Origin of the sequence: Brevibacillus choshinensis, assembly GCF_016811915.1 — a bacterium.
Lineage (GTDB): Bacteria > Bacillota > Bacilli > Brevibacillales > Brevibacillaceae > Brevibacillus > Brevibacillus choshinensis_A.
This window is the reverse complement of sequence record NZ_CP069127.1, coordinates 2,668,855-2,690,791: the sequence shown is the minus strand read 5'-3', so window position 1 is coordinate 2,690,791 and position 21,937 is coordinate 2,668,855. Positions and strand designations below refer to the sequence as shown.

The 21,937-nt window shown below is 52.4% G+C and carries 19 protein-coding genes and 1 pseudogene; 4 read left to right on the top strand and 16 right to left on the bottom strand.

Translation table 11 applies throughout. From position 1 onward, the window contains the following. Positions 1-188: 188 nt before the first annotated feature. From JNE38_RS31165 to JNE38_RS30655, 9 genes are all read right to left on the bottom strand, one after another. Positions 189-635: a YheC/YheD family protein gene (locus JNE38_RS31165; RefSeq protein ID WP_428993703.1), complete on the bottom strand. Its 447-nt coding sequence runs from the start codon at positions 633-635 to the stop codon at positions 189-191. Further along, a complete protein-coding gene (locus JNE38_RS13725; RefSeq protein WP_203357050.1) occupies positions 557-1,540 on the bottom strand; it encodes an ABC transporter ATP-binding protein in 984 nt (327 codons plus the stop codon). The genes JNE38_RS31165 and JNE38_RS13725 overlap by 79 nt, the downstream gene beginning before the upstream one ends. 14 nt (positions 1,541-1,554) lie before the next feature. Then, on the bottom strand, positions 1,555-2,517 hold the full coding sequence (locus tag JNE38_RS13720; protein WP_203357049.1) for an ABC transporter ATP-binding protein: 963 nt from the start codon (positions 2,515-2,517) through the stop codon (positions 1,555-1,557). A gap of 11 nt (positions 2,518-2,528) precedes the next feature. Then, complete coding sequence (locus JNE38_RS13715) at positions 2,529-3,455, bottom strand: ABC transporter permease (protein WP_203357048.1); 927 nt, start codon at positions 3,453-3,455, stop codon at positions 2,529-2,531. A gap of 15 nt (positions 3,456-3,470) precedes the next feature. Next, positions 3,471-4,388 carry an ABC transporter permease gene (locus JNE38_RS13710; RefSeq protein ID WP_203357047.1) on the bottom strand — a complete coding sequence of 306 codons (918 nt, stop codon included), beginning with the start codon at positions 4,386-4,388 and terminating at the stop codon, positions 3,471-3,473. 85 nt (positions 4,389-4,473) lie between these two features. Continuing rightward, positions 4,474-6,063, bottom strand: a complete 1,590-nt coding sequence (locus JNE38_RS13705) for an ABC transporter substrate-binding protein (protein WP_203357046.1) — start codon at positions 6,061-6,063, stop codon at positions 4,474-4,476. A 63-nt stretch (positions 6,064-6,126) separates the two neighbouring features. Beyond that, entirely contained in the window at positions 6,127-7,329 is a 1,203-nt protein-coding gene (locus JNE38_RS13700) for a M20 metallopeptidase family protein (protein ID WP_203357045.1), read from the bottom strand. Positions 7,330-7,333: 4 nt separating this feature from the next. Next, positions 7,334-7,858 carry a M20/M25/M40 family metallo-hydrolase gene (locus JNE38_RS30660; protein WP_238933651.1) on the bottom strand — a complete coding sequence of 175 codons (525 nt, stop codon included), beginning with the start codon at positions 7,856-7,858 and terminating at the stop codon, positions 7,334-7,336. A gap of 3 nt (positions 7,859-7,861) precedes the next feature. Further along, positions 7,862-8,683, bottom strand: coding sequence for a M20/M25/M40 family metallo-hydrolase (locus tag JNE38_RS30655; RefSeq protein WP_238933650.1), 822 nt, complete (start codon positions 8,681-8,683; stop codon positions 7,862-7,864). A 211-nt stretch (positions 8,684-8,894) separates the two neighbouring features. On the opposite strand from JNE38_RS30655, the gene JNE38_RS13690 reads away from it, so the two are divergent. Together JNE38_RS13690 and JNE38_RS13685 are read left to right on the top strand one after the other, a co-directional pair. Then, positions 8,895-10,217: a M20 family metallo-hydrolase gene (locus tag JNE38_RS13690; RefSeq protein ID WP_203357044.1), complete on the top strand. Its 1,323-nt coding sequence runs from the start codon at positions 8,895-8,897 to the stop codon at positions 10,215-10,217. Between the two features lie 34 nt (positions 10,218-10,251). Next, on the top strand, positions 10,252-11,376 hold the full coding sequence (locus tag JNE38_RS13685; RefSeq protein WP_203357043.1) for a M20 family metallopeptidase: 1,125 nt from the start codon (positions 10,252-10,254) through the stop codon (positions 11,374-11,376). Between the two features lie 63 nt (positions 11,377-11,439). On the opposite strand, the gene JNE38_RS13680 is transcribed toward JNE38_RS13685, so the two are convergent. After that, entirely contained in the window at positions 11,440-12,630 is a 1,191-nt protein-coding gene (locus tag JNE38_RS13680; protein ID WP_238933649.1) for a P1 family peptidase, read from the bottom strand. Positions 12,631-12,984: 354 nt separating this feature from the next. Here JNE38_RS13680 and JNE38_RS13675 point away from each other — a divergent pair, with 354 nt between their 5' ends. Then, the gene (locus tag JNE38_RS13675) at positions 12,985-14,217 is read left to right on the top strand and encodes an MFS transporter (protein WP_203357042.1); all 1,233 of its coding nucleotides are present in this window, start codon (positions 12,985-12,987) and stop codon (positions 14,215-14,217) included. A 56-nt stretch (positions 14,218-14,273) separates the two neighbouring features. Here JNE38_RS13675 and JNE38_RS13670 read toward each other — a convergent pair. The 4 genes and pseudogenes from JNE38_RS13670 to JNE38_RS30650 all read right to left on the bottom strand — a co-directional run bounded on the left by JNE38_RS13670 (position 14,274) and on the right by JNE38_RS30650 (position 18,917). Next, positions 14,274-14,824: pseudogene (locus JNE38_RS13670) on the bottom strand (dihydrofolate reductase family protein). Between the two features lie 146 nt (positions 14,825-14,970). Then, positions 14,971-16,014: a rhamnose ABC transporter substrate-binding protein gene (gene rhaS / locus JNE38_RS13665; RefSeq protein WP_203357041.1), complete on the bottom strand. Its 1,044-nt coding sequence runs from the start codon at positions 16,012-16,014 to the stop codon at positions 14,971-14,973. 454 nt (positions 16,015-16,468) lie between these two features. Then, positions 16,469-17,230 carry a DeoR/GlpR family DNA-binding transcription regulator gene (locus tag JNE38_RS13660; protein WP_203357040.1) on the bottom strand — a complete coding sequence of 254 codons (762 nt, stop codon included), beginning with the start codon at positions 17,228-17,230 and terminating at the stop codon, positions 16,469-16,471. Positions 17,231-17,414: 184 nt separating this feature from the next. Further along, entirely contained in the window at positions 17,415-18,917 is a 1,503-nt protein-coding gene (locus tag JNE38_RS30650) for an L-fucose/L-arabinose isomerase family protein (protein WP_238933648.1), read from the bottom strand. A gap of 116 nt (positions 18,918-19,033) precedes the next feature. Here JNE38_RS30650 and JNE38_RS13650 point away from each other — a divergent pair, with 116 nt between their 5' ends. Next, complete coding sequence (locus JNE38_RS13650; RefSeq protein WP_203357039.1) at positions 19,034-19,909, top strand: helix-turn-helix domain-containing protein; 876 nt, start codon at positions 19,034-19,036, stop codon at positions 19,907-19,909. Here JNE38_RS13650 and JNE38_RS13645 read toward each other — a convergent pair. Then, complete coding sequence (locus JNE38_RS13645) at positions 19,902-21,239, bottom strand: HAMP domain-containing sensor histidine kinase (protein WP_203357038.1); 1,338 nt, start codon at positions 21,237-21,239, stop codon at positions 19,902-19,904. The two genes, JNE38_RS13650 and JNE38_RS13645, sit on opposite strands and share 8 nt — an antisense overlap. Then, positions 21,236-21,937 carry a response regulator transcription factor gene (locus JNE38_RS13640; RefSeq protein ID WP_203357037.1) on the bottom strand — a complete coding sequence of 234 codons (702 nt, stop codon included), beginning with the start codon at positions 21,935-21,937 and terminating at the stop codon, positions 21,236-21,238. Before JNE38_RS13640 ends, JNE38_RS13645 begins: the two co-directional genes overlap by 4 nt.

Genomic DNA, 21,937 nt, shown 5'->3' with positions numbered 1-21,937 from the left:
GAGCTCCTCTCTTTCAGGGACACCACCCATGATAATCATTTTCATTATATAGGCTAACTTGTTTGGTAGCGATTCTTTTCTTGGAAGTGAATCCCTTTTCAGCCTGCATCCTCGGGAAATGGTTATTTACTTTCGCTTTTTATACGTGCGAGCCAGTCTGCGAATATAATGAAAGTACGATTTGTCCTTTAACCGATAGAAAAGCATATTCGAAGGAACCTCATGATTGACCCGATCCGCTGCACACTCCCAGAGCGAGACCAATTCTTTCCTTTTACCCTTACAAAGGAATAGCGGCCGCTTTTTTTCCAGACGCGTATGATTCCAGTCCCTGTATGCTCTCTGTCCGGTTTGATATAAACCGAAGAGTATCGCTGCAAGAATGCGGATAGAGTTTTTCTCGACAAAATGGCCGTGGGCGGAAGGCACCTGATGCGAGGGCTTGCACGTGAGCGTATTTTTGAGTGGACCTGCCTGATACCAGCCGCTCGCCTTCCTAAAATGCGGAAAAGAACAGCTGCCCACTGAGGCTGCTGTTCTTTAACCGGGGAAATAGCTACGCATTCAATGGGAAATGACAGGCTGCCGAATGACCTGACGCATGTTGCTGCAGCGGTGGCGCTGTCTGACGACACAAGTCCTGTGCATAGGGACAGCGTGTGTGGAAATGGCAACCTGACGGCGGATTTGCAGGATTGGGCAAATCTCCTTGCAAAACGATCCGCTCTTTTCGCTGCGTCGGGTCCGGAATCGGAACGGCGGACAACAGCGCCTCCGTATACGGATGCATGGGTCTGGCAAACAGCTCGTCGCGCTCTGCCATCTCCACGATCTTGCCCAAGTACATGACGGCGATCCGATCGCTGATGTGCTTGACCGCGGGCAGCCCATGCGAAATGAAAATATAGGTGAGGTTAAGCTCCTTTTGCAATTTCTTCAGGAGATTCAAGATTTGTGACTGGATCGAAACATCAAGGGCCGAGACTGCCTCATCGCAAACGATGAGACTGGGATGAAGAGCGAGGGCTCGCGCGATTCCGATGCGCTGTCGCTGTCCTCCGCTGAACTCATGGGGGTGACGATTCAAGTGATGGGCGTCCAGACCGACCAGCCGCAGCAGCTCCACCACTTTTTCCCTCACTTCCGTTCCCCGTCCCATTCCGTGCACGCGGAGCGGCTCAGCCACGATATCCTCCACCCGCATCCTCGGATTGAGCGAGGAGTACGGATCCTGGAAGATCATCTGCATGTTCCGCCGAACCGCCTTTTCTTCCTCTTTCCCCAAGCCTTCCAGGCGCTTTCCCTCGAACCAGATCTCCCCTTCCGTAGGCTCCAGGAGCTGGAGGATCATTTGGCCCGTCGTGGACTTGCCGCAGCCCGACTCCCCTACGATCCCCAAGGTCTCCCCTCTGCAGACCGTAAAGTCAACCCCATCAACTGCCCGAACGTGTCCCAGCTTTTTTGAAAAGACTCCTTGCTTGTACGGAAAGTGCTTTTTCAGCCCTTTCACCTCTAACAATGCTTCCTGTGCTCGATTCATGAGACAGTCCCTCCTTACGCATATAAGCAGCGCGCAAGATGGTCCTGGGCCACCTCGACAAGCGACGGCTTCTTGGATTGGCATTGCTCGGTAGCGATCGGGCAGCGTGGATGAAAGGCGCAACCTCCAGGCATATCCAATGGATTCGGGACTGCTCCGGGAATGGATTCCAGCTCTTCCAGCTGTTCATCGAGCTTGGGCAGCGAGCCAAGCAGGCCTTTGGTGTACGGGTGTCTGGGTCTGGCGAACAATTCGAACACGTTTGCCTGCTCCACCACCTCTCCAGCGTACATGACGACCACTCGATCCGCCATTTCTGCGACGACACCGAGGTCGTGAGTAATCAGAATGACTCCCGTATCGTATACGTGATTCAATTTCTTCAACAGCTCCAAAATCTGCGCCTGAATGGTGACATCGAGGGCAGTCGTCGGCTCGTCTGCAATCAGCAGAGCCGGATTGCATGCCAGGGCCATCGCAATCATCACACGTTGGCGCATCCCCCCGGATAGCTGATGCGGGAACGAATCCACCACTTTATCCGCTCGCGGAATGCCGACTGTATCGAGCATTTCGATGCTCTTCGCGCGCGCTTGCTGCTTGTCCATGTTCTGGTGTAGACGAAACACTTCCCCCAGCTGGTTTCCCACTGTGAAAACCGGATTGAGCGAGGTCATTGGTTCCTGAAAGATCATCGACAGTTTGTTGCCGCGCAGCTTGCGAAGCTCTTTTTTATTCATCGCCAGCAGATTTTGACCTTCCAGCAGGATCTCACCGCCCACCACCTGTCCTGGCGGGGCGATCAAGCCCATGATCGATAGGGAAGTAACACTTTTGCCGCAGCCCGACTCCCCGACGATGGCAAGCGTCTCTCCTTTGGCAACGGTAAAGGAAATTCCATTTACGGACGGAACCACTCCCTCTTCCGTTTTAAAGTGTGTTTGCAGGTTCCTTACTTCCAGCAATTTGGTTTCCATTTGACCACCCCCTACTTTCTGGCTTTCATCCGTGGATCGAGCACATCACGCAGCCAGTCCCCGAGGAACATGATTCCCAGCACGGTAATCGTGATGGCAATCCCAGGGAACGTAGCTACCCACCAGCTCGTAGCCAGGTATTGCCTTCCGTCGCTGAGCATGCCTCCCCATGAAACGGTTGGCGGCTGAATTCCGAGCCCGAGAAAGCTCAGGGACGCTTCAGCGATGATCGTGGTGGCTACGCTCAACGTGGAAACCACGATAAAGGAGGAAATGACGTTGGGCAGGATGTGCGTCAGGATGATTCTCCTGTCGCTGGCTCCGACGGTCAGAGCAGCTTTGACGAAATCCCGCTCTTTTACCCCCAACACCTCGCTGCGAATGATCCGCGCATATTTCACCCAGTTGGTAAAACCCAGGACGAGGATCAAGGTCATGAGGCTGGGTCCCAGAACGGCCAGAATAACCAGCATGAACAAAATATTGGGGATCGCCAGAAAAGCATCAACCGTCCGCATGATGATGCTGTCGATCCATCCCCCGTAATAGCCGGATACCAAGCCGAGAATGACCCCGATGGCTCCAGCTAGTATGACGGCGCAGATGCCGACCAAAAGCGATACTTGCGATCCGTAAATGATCCGACTCAACACGTCTCTGCCCAGATTGTCCGTTCCCAGTGGGTTGGCTGAGGATCCGCCCTCCATCCACATTGGCGGTTTGAGGCGTTTCGCCGCCTGCGTTTTGGCCGGGTCATGCGGGGCGATAGCACCGGCGAAGACCGACATGAACACGACGGCAACAACGATGATCAATCCGATTGTGCCGGTTTTGCTCTTGAGCAGCATGCGGGCAATGCGTCCAAACTGTCCGGTTTGCCGCCTTCGCTCGCCTATGCTCTGTAGCTGCGGAGATTGTGTCTCCAAGGATGCAGACATCAGGCTCACCTCCGATTAGTTGTACTTGATCCGCGGGTCGAGGACACGGTAGAGAATATCTGCCAGCAGATTGCTGATGATGACGAGAAAAGCGACGACAAACACGGCAGCCTGTACGATCGCCATGTCACGGGTATTGACTGCCTGGATGATCAACTGGCCCATTCCCGGCCAGGAGAAAATGGTCTCGGTAATCAACGTGCCGCCTATCAGGGTTGAGGTCTGCAGCGCCATGATGGTCACCACGGGAATCATGGAGTTTCGCAGCGCATGCTTGTACACGACGATCGACTCAAACAGCCCTTTGCTGCGTGCGGTGCGAATGTAATCCTGATTCAATATTTCCAGCATGCTGGAACGGATCAGACGTGTCATTTCGGCCGCGATCCCGGTCCCCAGCGTAAAGGCAGGCAGGATCAAGTGCGCCAATGTTCCGCGTCCGGATACCGGCAAGGCTTTCAACTCCACCGCAAACAGCAGGATCAGCATGATCCCCAGCCAAAAATGGGGCATCGCTTTCCCCAAAACAGAGCTCCCGGAAAAAAGGACATCGAGAAATGAATTGCGCTTGGTGGCGGAAAGAATGCCTAACGGGATGGAGATCACGGTTGCCACGAGCATGGCGGCAATCGCCAGTTCAAATGTTGCAGGGAGTCTCTCCATCACAATCGGCAGAGCAGGCATGTCATAACGGAATGATTTACCGAAATCTCCTTGGAGCAGGTGCCCGATAAAGGTGAAGTACTGTACATACAGAGGCTGATCCAAGCCGAGCGCAGCAATCAAAATTCTCCTGTCTTCGTCTGTTGCGGTATCGGCCAGCATCAGGGAAACCGGGTCGCCCGTACAGTACACGAGCACGAATACGATGACAGAGATCAAAAACAGGACGGGAATGATCTGGAGCAGTGATTTCAGCAAATACTGCTTCATGGTGTCACCTCCGCAAGAGTCTTTTTAGACAGGAGGAGGCCTCAGCTTGAAGAGACCTCCTCCCGTGACCTATTCGTTTCCTTACTTATTTCTTGGTGATCTCATCCGCGAACAGCATTTCGTCCAGTCGAGGCTCAAAATTGATTTTATCGCTCACACCATAGTTCGCATTCATTTGGTACATGTAGATTTGCGGACGATCCTGTGCAATGATTTCCTGCACTTTTACATATTGCTTCGCTCGCTCTTCCAGGTTCATGTTCTTTTCGGCGTCCTTCAACAGCTGGTCTACCTCTGGATTGCTGTAGTCCGTCTCGCCTTTTCCACGTTCGGTAGTGATGCGGTCGAACGCAAGGGAAGCATCAAACATGGAGTTCGCATAAGCGATCATGAACAGCTCGCCAAATTTCTTCGCTTTGTACGTCTCATTGAACTTGCTCCACTCCAGCAGATCCAGCTTTGCACGGATGCCGACTTCCCCCAGCATCGCTTGAATCAGCTCGGCAGTCTCCTTGTCCTTCAAATAACGACCGCTTGTCGCGCTGAAGGTAATGTCCACGCCATTCGGATATCCGGCTTCGGCCAAAAGCTGTTTCGCACGTTCCGGATCATAGAGCGCTTTGCCGAACAGATCAGGATTGGCGCCGAAGTTCCCTGGTGTTACACGAGTGCGGGTCGGCGTTCCGCCCCCTGCCAAAATACTGTCCACGATAGCTTTTTCATCAATTGCGAGGTCAATGGCTTCACGAACTTTCGGATTTTCCGTGACGGTTCCCGGCGTCGTGCGCACAGTCAGCTGCATGACGCGCTGAGTCGGTCCTGTTGCCGTGTGAGTGCCTTCGTTGCCCTCGATCCGGTCAAGATCACTCGGCGGAATATTCACCGCGATATCTACCCCGCCAGTCAATAGCTCAGCTACCCGCGTCGCATCCTCTGGAATCGATCTGAAAATGAGCTTGTCCCACTTTGGCTTGTCACCGAAATATTGCTCGTTTTTCACCAGGATCAAACGGTCGTCACGCTTCCATTCCTGGAATTTGTACGGGCCTGTTCCAACCGGATTCTTCAGGAACTCATCCCAGCCCTTTTCCTTTATGTACTTGGATGGCAGCATACTGGAACCAAGTCGGGACAGCCTGTTCAACAGGACGGGCTCCGATTCGTTGGTGATGATCTCAACCGTGTGCGGATCCACGATTTTCACTTCTTTGATCTGCTTGTAGTTGCCGTATTCCAACAGCTTTTGGTCTTTTGCAATCCGCTCCAGGGTAAACTTCACGTCCTCCGCGGTAAACGGATCGCCGTTGTGGAAGGTGACCCCTTCACGAAGCTTGAAACGCCAGGTCTTGTCATTGACGATCTCCCAGGAAGTGGCTAAATCAGGCTGTACTTTTTGATCCCTGTCCTTCTTCACCAGATAGTTGAACATATTGACATGTACTGCTTCCGTCGACGTGTTGTTGTGGTCGTGAATGTCGAAGCTGACAATGTCATTTCCGCTGGCAAAGGTTAGCACTTTTTCACCGCTGTCACTCTGAGCAGGAGCAGTCGAGCCCTGTGAGGTCTGCTCCTGTTTTGGTGCCGTCGTAGTCGTCGGCTGACTGCTGCATCCCACGATTGCTGTAGACAGAGCCAGCACGGCGGCAAGCCCGATTCCGGCAAAACGCTTTTTCATGTTGTACGCCCCCTAACGTTTTTCAGTCTCTCTTCTCTTTCCCAGCTTGCATCCATCATTTTTTCACTTGTTAAGGTAGTTCAAGGCGAACGATGACAGCATGGCGATGCCGACGGGAAGCGCATCCTCATCGATGTCAAACATCGGGTGGTGCAGCGGATATGTCGATTGCTTCTCCTCGCTGCCGACACCCAAACGGAAAAATACGCCCGGCACTTGTTCCGTGTAGTACGAGAAATCCTCGCCCCCCATGGAGGGTGTCACCATCTGGTACTTTCCTGCACCGAGCACTTGATCAGAGGTTGCCAAGAGCAGATCGACCATTTGATCATCATTCACAATGGAAGGATAGCCAAAATGATAGTCAAACTCATAGGAAGCCCCGAGTGCCATCGTCACACCTTTGACGACCGCTTCAATCTTGCCGGGCATCTGCTCCCGCAAAGCTGGGTTCAATGTCCGGACCGTACCCAGCAGCTCCACTTCAGGGGCAATGACATTGCTGGCAATGCCCCCCTGAATTTTGCCGATGGTAATGACGATCGGATCCAGTGGATTCACTTGGCGGCTCGCGATGTGCTGGAGGGCGGAGAGCACTTCCGCCGTAACAGCGACAGAATCGATCGCCTGATGAGGATGAGCGGCATGGCCGCCTCTCCCGATAATGTTGATGCGGATCCGGTCAGCAGCGGCACAGCTCACGTTGCGCACGCAAGAGATCTGTCCTGTCGGCAATCCGGGATAGACGTGAAGTCCCGCCATCGCCTCGATGTTGTACGCAGTCAAGAGTCCGTCCTTGATCATCTCGCTGGCACCGCCCAGCCCTTCTTCAGCTGGCTGGAAAACAAACGCGATGTTGCCTTTTTCAGGCCGTTCCTGCTGGGACAGAAATTGGGCTGCCCCCATCAGGATGCTGGTATGGGCGTCATGTCCACAGGCGTGCATCTTGCCCGGTACGGTAGAGCGATACGCCGTTTGCTTTTGATCCTGGATGGGCAATGCGTCCATATCCGCGCGAAGGCCGATTGTCGGGCCGGGCTGCCGACCGCGCAGCAAGCCCACGACTCCCGTACGCCCGACGCCGCGCCTTACTTCAAGCCCCATGTGCTCCAGATGTCTGGCTACCCGCTCTGAAGTGCGCACTTCCTCGAATCCGAGCTCAGGATTTTGGTGAAAATCCCGTCTCCAAGCCGTTACCTGTTCTTTTAATGAGCTTGCTTTGGACAGGATTTCGGAGCTGCGGTACAAGACAGGGATCTGGTCCATCCGTTTATGCCTCCTTCGCAAACTCTTCGAATATGGCCGCCATGTGCTTGATCCCCTGGATGTAGTCCTCGATGATGACATTTTCGTTAGGAGCGTGATTATTGGAAGCAAAATTGCCTACGCCTACCGATACCGCCGGGATTCCGAGATTTTGGCAGAGGATGTACATGGGCCCTGTGCCAGGTGACATCGGCATGATCGTCGGCTCCATTCCATAGACGTCTTTTACCGTGTTCACCACAGCTCGCGTCAATGGATTGTTCAGAGGTGTGCGCGCTGGATGCTCCAACGTGTATCCTTCCATCACGATATCGGAGAACCCGTGCTCATCCAGGTGCGCGCGCAGAAGGTTGAAGATTTCATGAGGATCTTGGTCTGGCACCAGCCGGAAGTCCAGTTTGACCCTCGCTTCAGCCGGCAACACCGTTTTCGAACCGGTGCCGGTATAGCCGGATACCAGTCCGCATACCGTACACGTGGGTTGGAAGATTAGCTTTTCTTTTAAAGGGACCCCCGACAAATCGAGCAAAAACTACTTCAGACCCAGTTTTTCCAATGTGCTTTCCTCGTTGTAAATCATCTGCTCAAGCATCGAGGCGTCGTGTTCATTTAACGTCGCTACCTTGTCGTAAAATCCTTTGATTTGAATCTTTTCATCCGGTGTCTTCAATGTATTCAGTGCCCAAAGCAATCTCCAGGCGGGGTTTTCAATGATCGCCGCATTGGCCGAATGCAGGTCTGTATTCGCGCCCCGACAAACCAGCTCGACGTAGCACATTCCTTTGACCCCTAGGCTGACCTGCGGACGTCCATCTGCATTCTTATACCCAAACTCCCAGATGCAGCCGTCCGCCTGGATCTGATCGCGATACTTTTCCACGAATTCTTCCAGGTGCACGCTTCCGATCTCTTCTTCTCCTTCTACGATGAACTTGACGCGAGTCGGCAGCTTTCCCCGTACCTGCGTATAGGCATGGACTGCAGCGAGCCTTGCCATGAGGTTTCCTTTGTTGTCAGCCACACCTCGAGCGTACATGCGGCCATCGCGAATTTCAGCGCCAAAAGGAGGAGACTCCCATAAATCCAGAGGATCTTCCGGCTGCACGTCATAGTGATTGTAAAAGGACAAGACCTTTTCGCTCTCACCTGCAAACTCGCCGTACACGATCGGATACCCCGACGTTTCCAGCAGCTTTGAATCCCCGCCGATTTGATGGATAAACTGCTCCACCATCGCCGCCGTTTCTTTCATGCCCCGATTTTGGGCCGCGACACTCGGCTGTTGGCAAATCTGTTGAAGCCAGCGAATGTACATCTCCCTGTTTTGTTCAATGAATGCATACACGTCCTGCACAGAAGTCAGCTCCCTTAACAGAAATATTCGCTTATTGTTCTCTTATTAGAAAAACTATAAAATATTAGAAAAATAGTGTCAACTTCAAATATTCTAAATTTTAAAAGAATATTTCCTGCTCTTTTGCAGGGTTTATTTGATTTACGAAGAAACGTTTTTTCATTAAGGGAAAATTTCTTAAATCATTCCTAAATTCAAAGGGGAAATCGCTATGGAAGATCGTCTAAATGGCCTTGTGGAAGAACTGTATCCCTCTCTGCAGGAATGGCGCCGTGATTTTCACAAGTATGCCGAATCAGGCTGGGTAGAATTCCGCACTGCCAGCATTGTGGCGAGCAAACTGAGTTCGTGGGGCTTTGAAGTAAAAGCCGGGCGAGAAGTGATTAAAGAGGAAGCACGCATGGGTGTCCCTCCTCTCGCCTTTCTCAAGGCTCAGGAACAGAGGGCGCTGTCCCAGGGGGCTGACGAGGAATGGCTCCCTGCTTTTTCAGGAGGCTTTACTGGGGTTGTTGGCATTCTTGATTCCGGCAAACCGGGTCCCACCGTTGCCTTTCGCGTCGATATGGATGCCCTCGATCTCCAGGAATCAGGAGACGCGGATCATCCGCCAGTAGCAGGTGATTTTGTATCAGTCAACGATAAAATGATGCACGCCTGCGGCCACGATGCTCATACGTCGATCGGACTCGGGCTGGCTTACGTCCTGAGTCAGAGAAAAGAGGAGCTCCATGGTCGTGTAAAGCTGATCTTCCAGCCTGCCGAGGAAGGCGTGCGCGGCGCTAAAGCGATGGTGGAGGCAGGAGTTGTGGACGATGTGGATGCTTTATTCGCCACCCATATCGGCACCGGCGTCCCTCTGGGGGAAGTCGTTTGCGGAGCACAAGGCTATCTCGCGACGACGAAAATGGACGTCGTCTATACCGGTGTCGCTTCTCACGCCGGCGGCAATCCCGAGGAAGGCAGGAACGCTTTGCTCGCGGCTGCTTCTGCCGTCATGAATCTGCACGCCATCTCCCGTCATAGCGGCGGCAATTCACGGATCAACGTCGGTGTGCTGGAAGCCGGAAGCGGGCGAAATATCATCCCGAACCACGCCACGCTCAAGCTGGAGACGAGAGGCGACACGAGTGAAGTGAATGAGTACATCCTGGCTCGAGCTCTCGACGTCATCCATGGTTCCGCGAAGATGTACGGGGTTGAATCCAAGATTGAGATCGTTGGCAAGGCTGGCAGCAGCGATCCGAGTCCGGAGCTTCTTCCCTACATTCGCTCACAGGCAAGCAACGTGCAGGGGGTAGAGTCCGTGGTGGATATGACGTCAGCCGGCGGCTCAGAAGATGCCACATACCTGATGGAGCGGGTGAAAGAAAACGGTGGTCTCGCTTCCTATCTCCTATTCGGCACTACGCTGGCTGCCGGCCATCACAACGAAAGGTTCGACATCGATGAAGAGGTCATGAAGATTGCAGTAAAAACGCTCGCGTTGTGCGCGATCAATGCCCGCGAACTGTCCTTGCCTGTGACCACAGCGTAAGGGACGATCCATACCTGACAGGAGGAATACGATCATGACCGAGTTCCTACATTACTTGCAAGAAAATCAGGAAAATATTTTGGGGGATGTAGAACGTGTCGTCAAGGCCGAGTCCCCTACCCACGACAAGCAAGCCGTAGATCGCTGCGGGGAAGTGTTTCAGTCGCTGTTTGCGGAGCATTTGGGACTCACCGCTGAAATCATTCCCATGGAGGTGACCGGCAACCACCTGCGCTTCACATATGGCGAGGGCAGCGGGCAAATTCTCATTTTGGGACATATCGACACGGTCTGGGACATCGGCAGGCTCTCCTACCGCATCGAAGGCAACAAAGCATTCGGCCCCGGCATCCAGGACATGAAGGGCGGGATCGTCCAAGCGATTTGGGCTTTGAAGGCTTGCAAGGATCTCGGTGTTTCCCTGAAGAAAAAAGTCGTTTTCCTTTGTACGAGTGACGAGGAGACGGGCAGTGCCAGCTCCCGTGAATACATCGAGCTGGAAGCCAAAAAGAGCGATGTCGTTCTGGTCGTCGAGCCTCCCGAGGCAAATACCGGTGCCTTGAAGACCTCTCGCAAAGGGGTCGGTCACTTCACCATGCGCATCAGGGGAAAAGCCTCCCACGCCGGCAACCATCACGAGGAAGGCATCAGCGCCGTAGAGGAAATGGCCCATCAAATCCTGTTTCTGCAGGGCTTGACCGATTACAGACAGGGGACGACTATCAACGTTGGTGTTGCGAGCGGCGGGAATCGGAGCAATGTGGTGGCCGAAAGTGCTCAGCTTGATATCGATGTACGAATCAACCGTCTTTCCGAGGCCGATCGAATTCGCTCTCTCATCCTCCAATCGACGCCACACCTCGAAGGAACGACTCTGCAGATCGACGGCGATGTGAACCGCCCACCGATGGAGCGTACGGCCCAGACGGAGAAGCTTTACCACCTTGCGACCGCGTGCGCAAAAGAAGTGGGTATATCGCTAACCGAAGCGCATGTCGGCGGCGGCAGCGATGGCAATTTTACGGCAGCCCTCGGAATCCCCACGCTGGATGGTCTAGGCGCCATGGGAGATGGGCCGCATGCTGAATACGAGCACATCTTGATCGACCAGCTTCCCATGAGAGCCGCAATGCTCGCCTCCCTGATGACACGGCTGTAGCTGAAGCAAGAAGAACAACCCTTAGGAGAGAATCCTAAGGGTTGTTGTTTTCTTTTTGTTCCTTTATGGTTTTGCCTGCAGATCCTGATAGGACGGCACGCCTCCTGCCCCTTTCGCGGACAAGATGGCATTGGCTACTGCCTCTGCCAATACTTCCACACAAAGAGCTCCTACGAGATTGACGGATGCATCCACTCCGCCTGTGGCCAGCGCAAAAACCGTATCGCCATCGCTCATCGTATGGACGGGATGGATGGTTTTCGCCAATCCGTTGTGAGCCATTTGCGCGATCTTGTTCGCTTGTACCTTGTTCAGGTTGGCATTGCTCGCTACCACAGCGATCGTGGTGTTGGTTCCCGTTGGTGCAGGCGGTGTACTGGCGTCGATCATCCAGGACATGGCATCGCGGATTTTCCCACTGTCATCACGAGCACCTGCCAGGATCTCTCCCGTATGCGGTGATCGTACCTCGCCGACCGCATTTACCGCTACAATGGCCCCTACGACCAGACCGTTCGGAAGCCTTCGTGAAGCAGATCCCAGGCCGCCTTTCATGGCCCGCTTCATCCCCGCGAGCTTCCCGACAGTAGCTCCGGTTCCAGCCCCTACATTTCCCTGCTGAACCGGATCCTTGCTTGCGATTCGTGCCGCTTCATAACCCATTTGTTGATCAGGGCGAATTTTGGAGCTGCCGATGGACAGGTCGAAGATGACGGCTGCCGGTACGATGGGTACCACTCCTACACCGACGTTGTACCCTTGTCCCTGTTCCTCCAAAAATCGCATGACTCCGCTCGCAGCATCCAGTCCAAACGCGCTTCCCCCCGTCAAAACAACGGCATTGACTTCCTGTACCGAGTTGATCGGATTGAGCAAGTCTGTCTCCCGCGTTCCTGGAGCAGAGCCTCGTACGTCTACGCCGCATGCAGACCCTTTTTCCAAAACGATGACGGTGCATCCAGTCAAAGCCGTTTCATCCGATACTTGTCCTACCTTCACTCCTGGCACATCCACGATGCTGCCGTTCGCCAGTTTGACAGCGGCTCCGGCAGCCAGACCTGCTTCCAGCCCGGTTTTACCCTGAGCTTTTTCCTCCGCCATCGCAGACATGGTGAGCAAAGAGCCTGGAACAGCCGCGGCCAAGCCTAGCATGGCAGTCTTCTGCAAAAACTTCCGTCTAGAAACAATCTCCCCGGCTTGCTTCACCTTTCTTTCCCCTCGTACAAAAGCCGATTCATCCCAATCATTCGCCATGTGGTACCCACCTTTTTTCGGATATGTGGAGGATCGCCTGCAGTTGTCTGAAAGTTATGTCTATTTTCTATCTTACCTTGCTTTTCGTGCTTGCTCAATGAACAAGGCTTATTTTGAGAGGAAAGACGCAGTGCTTTCGGACTAGTTCTTTAATCGGCATTCTTGCAGCTTGCATAGGCCGTCAAAAAGACTTTGGGAATGGCAAAATGGTACGTCAAGTTATACAACCAGTTTCTGCTTATTTCTGTTTGGCATAAGAATGATCGCATTTCTTTATTAGTCAGGGGGGTTAGCAGTGCTAGAATAATCAATGCGAGTATCCTGCTTCTTGACTGCAAAGGTTGTGACAGAAAGATGGATTTTTCCTGGAGACGTAACTTAATTGTACTGTGGGTCGGTGTGTTCTTTTGCAGCACAGCCTATTCCATCGCGATACCGTTTTTGCCCATCTTCCTTCACACTTCTCTCGGAGTCACTGAGAATCTGGAAGCTTGGTCTGGTATCTCATTCGGGATTACTTTTTTGGCCAGTGCGTTGATCTCTCCTTATTGGGGATCACTCGCAGACAAATATGGCCGTAAGCCGATGCTGATCCGATCCGGTTTCAGTCTTGCGGTGCTGTATTTTGTCACTTACTTTATTACCGACCCGTATTCGTTTCTCGTCCTGCGCATTTTTCAAGGCCTCCTGGCAGGGTTTGTTCCTGCTTCTATCGCGCTGGTTGCTACGAATACGCCTGAAAAACATGTTGGATACGCGCTTGGCGTCATGGCGACGGCAGGTGCCACTGGAGGCATTATCGGTCCCCTCGTCGGCGGAGTTGTCAGCCATATGTGGGGAAACAGGGAAGCCTTTTTATTTTCGGGCGTCGTTGTCCTGGTAGCGGCACTCATCGCCACTTTCATGGTCAAGGAAACGAATATCAACCGTTCCGGTGTACGCTCCCATGTGCGCGATGATTTGCGTTCCGCTATCGCTAACAAGCCGCTCATGTCGATCCTGGGATTGAGCTTGATTGTGACGATGTCCGTGATGCTGCTCGAACCGCTGTTGACTGTCTACGTCTTGCAGCTGGGCGCTTCCCAAAAGGATGCTTCGCTCAGTGCCGGAATTATTTTTGCCGCAGTAGGAATCGCTACCGTCATCGCGGCTCCGCGCTGGGGCAAGCTCGGTACCAGAGTTGGCTACTCCAAGATCCTGTTCATCGGGCTGATCGGTGGCGCTATCGGAAACTTGCTGCAATTCTTTTTTACGAGCTTGTATGGCTTTGGCATTCTTCGCTTTGTGTACGGCCTGTTTTTCGCGGCTGTCTACCCATCCATCAACGCGATGATTGTCAAAGTGACCGATCCCGAGTTTCGCGGCAGGGCATTCAGTCTGAATCAGTCATCGACACAGATTGCCACCATGCTGGGTCCGGTAATCGGCGGTGTCATGGGCGGCCTGATCCCCATCCGCATCGTTTTCATCATCAATGGTATCGCCCTTTTGGCTACCGCTATCTTGATCCGATACCGGAAGCCGGATGAAGCGGTCCAAGGTGTGAAACAACAAAAAACGTCGGAAGCACAGCTTGCTACGAAATAGTCGAAAACAATAGAAAGGGACCCGGCAGCTGGGTCCCTTCTTTTATTTGTGATCATCTAAGGATAGCGGATGTCGTAGGTTGTTTTCAGCACGCCGCTATCATAGCGCTTCAAATCCGAGAGCTCGAGCGTCATGCGTGGTTTTACGCTGCCGAACATCGGTACACCCTCACCCACGTAAATCGGGTTCACCTTCAGCACCAATTGATCGATCAGCTGTTCTTCCAGCAAAGCACCGGCGAGTTCACCGCCGCCGCACAGCCACAGCTTTCCATCTTCCTTTTCTTTCAGGTCTCGGATAAAGGCTGTTGAATCCCGCGTACCAGCTCGACCTCGTCATTGGATTCAAACTGCAGGGAACGCGAAAAGATGTAATGCTTGATGCCTTTATAGCCGGGCTCACCCGGTTTTGCACCGAATTGAAATCCAAACTCATACGTTCTTCTGCCCATCAATACCGCCGTGTATTGCTGGATGTCTGATAAAAAGTCAGGAACGTGATCTCCATCAAACAAGAAGAGAGTTTTGTCCAATTTTCCATCCACCATCCCTGGATCGGCAATGAAGTGGTCAAGCGAAACCGCAACGTGATATACCAATGTCGCCATATCATACGCCTCCTTTGTTCCGACACCTCATTCTACGTGTAATATTTTGGAATTTCAATCTCTTTCATCAAATAGACCATAGAAAAAGCGTGGCAGACGGGACATTGAGCTTTATGTCCGATCCTCCACGCTTCCACTTTCTCGCTTTAGTATACTTTTTTCCATTCCCCGATATTGCCTGAATCAAATTTGAACGGGTCACCCAGCATGATCTGCGTGCCGTCGCCATCCTGGATGATTTCTTTGTCGCCCAAACGTCCCGCTTTGAACTTCTCGCCAGCCTTGCCGCTAATGGTCCCTTTTACGAGTGCATCAGCAGCATAGCCAGACAGATAGCCTACGTCTACCGGATTCCACAAGTACATCCACGGGCACACACCGCTCTCGATGTATTCCGCCATTTCGCTTGGCAGACCCAGACCAGTCAGCTGGACTTTCCCTTTCAGCCCTTTATCGGTCAGGACCTTTCCTGCTGCCGCAATCCCCACGGTTGTTGGAGCAATGATTCCTTTCAGATCGGGATAGGATTTTAAAAGTGCTTCTGTCTCCGATACGCTCTTGTCGCGCAAGTCATCCCCGTAAGCGACCTTCACCAGCTTGATGTCTTTGTACTTTGGATCTTCCAGCTCTTTTTTCATCCATTCGATCCACGTGTTCTGGTTGGTAGCTTGCGAAGTGGCACTCAGTACCGCGATTTCCCCCTTGCCGCCGATCATTTCGCTGACAGCTTGGATTTGCACGCGGCCGATTCGTTCAGGGTCTGCCTGGTTGACATGCACCATCCGGCTTTGCGCGTTAACCGCTGAATCCAGCGACAACACCTTGATGCCCGCATCCATGGCTTTCTTCAGTGCCGGCTGCAGTGCATCCGGATCATTTCCGACTATCGCGATGGCATCCACTTTTTGAGAGATGAGTTCTTCGATCATTTGAATTTGTGCCTCTGCTGTCGGCTGGTCAGGCGCTTTCAGGATGGCCTCCCCGCCCAGCTCCTCGATGGCGTTCTTGAAGCCTTCCATTTGTTTCTCCCCATAAGGGTTCCCCGTGTTTTTAAAGATGATGGCAAATCTCTTTTTACCGCCGTCGGCACTGCCTGCGTTGTCAGCCGATTTTGGTGCCTGCGTGCTGCAACCGACCATGACGGTAACCGCGAGCATCAAAGACAGACACGATGTGAAGAACTTCTTCATTTGTGCTCCTCCCCTTATCTTCCATTATGTATACTAAACAGTCCCCTGGACTGCCGAGTATCGATGTCGGGCATTTCACCTTGAAGTAAGCGCTCTCAAATTGATGTGAAAACAATATCTTTTGTTTGCATCCGCTTTTGCACAATCATGTTTTTGTTTCTTTCCGGATGCAGATAGGCACGGTGCAGCCTATGATTCATTATCAGAAATTCCTTTCCAGAAACAGACAAGAATGAGCCAGCCATTAGAAAACAGTACAACAAAAGTGTTCAGACATCCCCTAAAAGAGAAATTCATTTTGTTTTATTTTTGTTTGTATTTTATTATTTATGTTCTGTATCTATGCATTCGTTGTATGTTTCTGATTTCCTTCTCGTTTTCAAAAATATTTCTACGTTTTTGAAGAAAAAAAGGCGTACCTGATCAGATACACCTTCTCTTCTCTGCACATTCATCAAGGGGCAACCGTCACAATCACCGATTTTTCTTCCAGCTGTCGCACCGAAAGCGCATCAATTTCGTTATCGGTGATGATTTCGTCGATCTGTTTGAGCTCGGCAAAATAGGTAAATGCCTGCACGCCGAATTTGCTCGTATCGGCGAGCAAGTAGACCTTGTCCGAGATTCCAATCATCTTTTTCTTGACCAACGCTTGCATCTCATTCGACTCGCTGATCCCCCTCTCCAGATGGATGCCCTTGCAGGAGAGGAACACCTTATCGACATGATACTGATCGAGAGAACGCTCTGCGCTCGGTCCCAAGAAGGACAGGGAACGCGGTGCCAGCTTTCCCCCTGTTGAAATGACTTCGACTTTTTCCTTCGAGCTCAATTCCATCGCTACCTTGATAGAGTTCGTCAACACGGTAAGCGGAATATCCGGAATGATGGAGGCCATATACCAGGCCGTCGTGCTCGCATCGAGAATGATCCGGTCGTTTGGTTCAATGTAGGATACCGCTTTTTTCGCTATCCGTTTTTTCTCTTCCATCTGGGTGATTTCCCGCTCGATATACGGGATCTCCGGCTGGTGCTCGGTGACGCTGACGGCACCGCCGTGGCTGCGAAGCAAACGCCCGGCTTCTTCCAACCGGTCCAGGTCCCGGCGGATCGTTTCTTCCGTCACTTGGCAGATTTCACTTAATTCCGAGACGCGGATACTTCCTCTATCGTTGACCAGACGGACAATCTTTTCGTGTCTTTCCGCTACAAGCATCGTCATCCTCTTTCCCTTGTATAATGATCGCAATTTCTTCTAGGCGCGTAATTATTTGTATAGTTTTGATTATACCAGTTTTACATGGGTACGCAGGATTTTTTTTGGTTTTTCGTTTGTTTTTTGGGTTGCGAATTAAAAAAAGAGCCGGATTCTATGTCTCCGTGCTCTTTTGATTCTTCGCTTATAAAGTAACGTGCACCATTCCCAGCAGCTCGGCTACCTTTTGGAACAGCCGCGCCTGATGACCGATGGCCATCGCGCAATGATGGGTAGGCGCTTCCCGAAACCACTCCTCCATATAATCGTCCGGATGTTTCCGGAATTTGACCGGTGTTTGGGTGTTGCCGATTTTCATGATCGGCCCGTCCGTTGATTCTCCCTCGCTACTGATCATTTTTAGCTGGCCATCCCCTGTCTGCGTCACATTGAGCGTCGTGATCGCACCTGTTTTTACTTTTGCCTCGACGGAAACCCCTGTTCCTTGCTTGCCGTGGTAGAGACCCATCCCACGCAAAATGGGCTTGCCTTCCGAGATGGCGATATGAAACGGACCGTCGTGACCGAGCAGGATGGACTCGTCTTCGTAATCTACCACGACGATCTCTGAATAGCTTCCTCCCGTGCCGAGTGTATCGCATATTTTCATCGCAACAGCCGTCTTGAGATCTCCCTCACCTGCACAGGGGATACCTCGTGCGGTCAACAAGGAGTGCCCTACGATAAATCCACCCTGCAGCTTTTCGTACTCATTGCCAGGAGCTCCGTGATAGTAGTACGTCAATGCGTCCAGATCATACTCGCGGACGAGCATTTCCTGAGCCGCTGCGACGCGGCAGGACCACTGCATCTGTTCTTCGGTTGGACGTTTTGCGATCGGATCGGCAGGCGAATCTTCACTGATAGTGAACATTTCGTGTACCTGCTCCAGCTTTTCCTTCACTTCGGCATCTGTCACGTCTCGCAGCATCCGGTCCAAATCGCACATCTCCAAGATCTCTACATGCAAGCCGGTCTGAGCCTGGATCATGGTGAAATCACTGTACATATCCAGCATGCCGCTGTACGTATTTCCGAGAAATCCGAATCGGCTGTGCCGCAGCGTACGTGGAACAGACGCTGCTCGAATCCACTCCTCAATCGTCTTCCACGCCCGCTTGGACGATGGATGATCTATGGTATGCTCATTCGCGAGGGAAATGTCAGGTGTATAAGCCAGGCCGAGCAATCCATTGATCACCCGAAACGGAATCTTTGCACGTTCAAAGGAATTGGATATTTCCGGCACAGGGCACGCTCCGCAGTGAGCAAGCCATTCGCCTGTCGTGGTCTGCTCATAGTTGATTCTCGCTGCGGGCTGCAAATTCAGGACGACAACGGGTGCCTTGCAGATTTGATGCACAGGAAGAACCGCTGAGCTGGTGCAATAGGTCCCGGAGTGACAGAACACCAGGTCGACGTTCTTTTCATTGAACCACTCCCCCGCTCGTCTCCCTTCACCCTCATGATCCACCAGACCGTAAAAGAAAACCTCACCGAACTCGGACATCTTGGTCTCCAAAAAACGTCCATACTCCAGAAGCCGCTCCCGCAGTCCAGGAAACTGCTTCCAATACGCGGCAAGCCCGATCGTATAGAGTCCGATTCGCGCTTTTTTGGCCGGTTTGATCGGCTGCAAGATTGTCATCCTGATCCCCCCTAAAAATACAAGCTTTATGCGTTCATTGTATTCGCTTACAATGGGAAGATCATCCATGGTTCTTGATCATTTATAACAGAATCTTGCTCAAGGAGGGAAATCATATGGGGACGTACATGGAAAAAGCCGCCCATGACTGGACAGACGACTCTGTCCGAATCATAGCGACCCCGAGCATGGCGGCGAAATCTACGTATTATTATGTGCAGGAGGTAGGGCATTTCCGAACGCTGCCTACCTATTTCACCGAGCGGCAGCATTTGAATTCCTTTCTGATTGTCTACACGCTGGCAGGCAAAGGGTATCTGCACTATCAGGGGACGACCCACGAGCTTTTGCCCCATCACGTTTTCTTCATCGACTGCCAAGAGTACCAGCATTACCGAACGGACAAAGCCGATCTCTGGGAAATCGCCTGGGTTCATTTTAATGGGAGCAGCAGCCGGGGCTACTATGAGCAGTTTGCCAAGAACGGCTGTCCCGTCATCTCCGTCGGGGAAAATAGTCCGATTCCCGGTATCCTCGCTCAGCTCCTTCTGACAAACCGTCAGAATGACGTACGCACCGAGCCGCTTTCATCCAAACATCTCGTCGATTTACTGACGGAGCTGCTTCTCGTCACGAATCCTAGAGAAGCAGCCGGAAGCTTTCTGCCCGCTCATATTCAGCGCATCGTCTCGGAGCTGGACAAGCGCTTTGCGGAGAAGATGTCTCTCGATCAGCTGGCCAGTGAACATGCCATGAGCAAGTACCACCTGCTGCGAGAGTACAAAAAGTATACGGGCTACACGCCGAACGAGTATCTGATTCATCGCAGGATTACGTATGCCAAAGAGCTCCTCACATACTCCGAATGGACGGTTGCACAGATCGCAAACCAGATTGGAATGGATAACGTCAGCCACTTTATCAACCTTTTCAAACAGCGAGTCGAGATGACTCCGTTGGCCTATCGCAAAAAGTGGCAGCGAATTACCTGATCGGGGACGGAATGGAAGGCAGCGTGACCAAGACCCGCGTCCCTATGCCTTCCTCGCTTTCCAAAGCAACCTTCCCATTGTGGGCTTCCACGATCCCTTTGACAACGGTCAGCCCAAGGCCCGATCCTCCACTCTCTCTGACTCGTGACCGATCCCCCCGGTAAAAGCGCTCAAAGACAAATGGAATGTCATCCTTGGGAATTCCAGAGCCATTATCCGCTACTTGAAGGGTTACGCAATCTCCTGTTTGAATGACAGTGACCTCGATCCATCCACCCGCCTGCGTATGTTTGCCGGCATTGCTCAAAAGATTGGTCACCACTTGAGCCAGTCTTTGCTGATCTCCCATTACCCAGGCCTCTTTTGCGAGCTTTCCTCGTAGCTGGATGTCGTCACGTGTAAAAGCCGCGCTCATGGCATCGAGAACCTCCTGCACAATCTCGCTCAGGTTTCCTGCCTCTCTGTTCATGCGCTGGACCCCAGACTCTACCTGAATCACCTGATCCAAGTCACGTACGAGGCGGCTCAAGCGCAGAACTTCACCGCGCATGGACTCCAGATGCGCAGGGCTCGTCTCCCATACACCATCGATCATGGCTTCGACCTGTGCCAGCAGTGTGTTGAGTGGGGTACGCAGCTCGTGGGCAACATCCGAGGTCAGACGTTTTCGCAGCTCCTCCTGATGCTCTAGGCTATGGACAAGATTATTGAAGTTGTCTACTAATGAAGAGATCTCGTCCTGACTACGCGGTGGCGTCACTCGGACATGCAAATTGCCTTTTGCCACCTTTTGTGCTGCCCCGCTCATCTGAACAATAGGTCGTACCAGCGTACGCGCCAGTAGGATGCTGATGAGGATCACGAGCAGGATCAAGGCGAACACTGTCCATTGCATCGCATTCGTGTGGGCCATCTGGAAGTGATCCTCCAGCGATTTGTATCCGTTCTGATCTTGGTGGGCGACAGACAGATATCCGATTCGCCTCCCATTCAGATCGAGCGGTATGCTATCCTCCAGACTGCTTTGCAGCGTGCCTTGGCCCCACGATCCGAGAAGCTGCTTGCGATCATCATACAGCGCAAGACGCAGCCCCAGCACCGCTGAGACTGCCTCCAGCTTTCCATAGACTTTTTCGTTCCACGCGCCGCTTTCTTCAAAAGCATGAACCGCTGTCTTTGAAATTTCCTGATTGTGCTGGTTTCTGACTTCGCCCAAGTACATGGCGAAATGATAGTCCATTTCCTTTAGAGACAGCACAGTTGACAGCAATATCGCCAACGTCCCTACCGCCATCAGCACGAATGCAAGCTTTACCCAGACCTTTTTCATCGCAGACCGCGTTCAGCTTCCGGATTTTCAAACCGATACCCGAAACCGTATACCGTTTTAATATAGACAGGGCACTTCGGATCGTCTTCGATTTTTTGGCGCAGGTTTTTCACGTGTGTGTCGATTGTCCGGTCATAGCCGTCAAAGTCGTAGCCGAGCACCTCCGCCACCAGGTCTTCTCTGCTCCACGTCCGCCCTGGATACCGGACAAACGTCGTGAGCAGTCGGTACTCATTGGGGGTCAATTCGAGCAGGACGTCCTTTTTTTTCACTCGCTTGTCGCTCATGAAAATAAGCAAATCACCGATCTGTACCTGATCCGTCAATGATTGATAATCCCCTGCTCGTCGCAAAATGGCCCGGACCCTTGCGACCAGCTCCCTCGGACTAAAGGGCTTGACCAAGTAGTCATCGGCGCCGATCTCCAGACCATGAACCCGATCGGACTCTTTGCTTTTCGCGGTTAGCATCAGGATCGGAACACGGGAGCGTTTGCGGATCTGGCTGCACACCTCTTCTCCATTCAGGTCAGGGAGCATCAAATCGAGGATGATGCAAGCAGGATCGAGCGAATTCGCCAGCTCGAGTGCCTCGCTGCCAGACGATGCCGTCACCACATGAAAGCCGTCCTTTTGCAGGTAGGACGATAATATTTCCAGGATTTGAGGCTCGTCATCTACCAGCAGAATCGTAGACAT

Excerpts from the sequence above, each read along its gene's own strand:
- JNE38_RS13725 (WP_203357050.1), bottom strand. The coding sequence starts at position 1,540 with ATGAATCGAGCACAGGAAGCATTGTTAGAGGTGAAAGGGCTGAAAAAG.
- JNE38_RS13720 (WP_203357049.1), bottom strand. The coding sequence starts at position 2,517 with ATGGAAACCAAATTGCTGGAAGTAAGGAACCTGCAAACACACTTTAAA.
- JNE38_RS13715 (WP_203357048.1), bottom strand. The coding sequence starts at position 3,455 with ATGTCTGCATCCTTGGAGACACAATCTCCGCAGCTACAGAGCATAGGC.
- JNE38_RS13710 (WP_203357047.1), bottom strand. The coding sequence starts at position 4,388 with ATGAAGCAGTATTTGCTGAAATCACTGCTCCAGATCATTCCCGTCCTG.
- JNE38_RS13705 (WP_203357046.1), bottom strand. The coding sequence starts at position 6,063 with ATGAAAAAGCGTTTTGCCGGAATCGGGCTTGCCGCCGTGCTGGCTCTG.
- JNE38_RS13700 (WP_203357045.1), bottom strand. The coding sequence starts at position 7,329 with ATGGACCAGATCCCTGTCTTGTACCGCAGCTCCGAAATCCTGTCCAAA.
- JNE38_RS13690 (WP_203357044.1), top strand. The coding sequence starts at position 8,895 with ATGGAAGATCGTCTAAATGGCCTTGTGGAAGAACTGTATCCCTCTCTG.
- JNE38_RS13685 (WP_203357043.1), top strand. The coding sequence starts at position 10,252 with ATGACCGAGTTCCTACATTACTTGCAAGAAAATCAGGAAAATATTTTG.
- JNE38_RS13680 (WP_238933649.1), bottom strand. The coding sequence starts at position 12,630 with ATGGCGAATGATTGGGATGAATCGGCTTTTGTACGAGGGGAAAGAAAG.
- JNE38_RS13675 (WP_203357042.1), top strand. The coding sequence starts at position 12,985 with ATGGATTTTTCCTGGAGACGTAACTTAATTGTACTGTGGGTCGGTGTG.
- rhaS (WP_203357041.1), bottom strand. The coding sequence starts at position 16,014 with ATGAAGAAGTTCTTCACATCGTGTCTGTCTTTGATGCTCGCGGTTACC.
- JNE38_RS13660 (WP_203357040.1), bottom strand. The coding sequence starts at position 17,230 with ATGCTTGTAGCGGAAAGACACGAAAAGATTGTCCGTCTGGTCAACGAT.
- JNE38_RS30650 (WP_238933648.1), bottom strand. The coding sequence starts at position 18,917 with ATGACAATCTTGCAGCCGATCAAACCGGCCAAAAAAGCGCGAATCGGA.
- JNE38_RS13650 (WP_203357039.1), top strand. The coding sequence starts at position 19,034 with ATGGGGACGTACATGGAAAAAGCCGCCCATGACTGGACAGACGACTCT.
- JNE38_RS13645 (WP_203357038.1), bottom strand. The coding sequence starts at position 21,239 with ATGAAAAAGGTCTGGGTAAAGCTTGCATTCGTGCTGATGGCGGTAGGG.
- JNE38_RS13640 (WP_203357037.1), bottom strand. The coding sequence starts at position 21,937 with ATGTCTACGATTCTGCTGGTAGATGACGAGCCTCAAATCCTGGAAATA.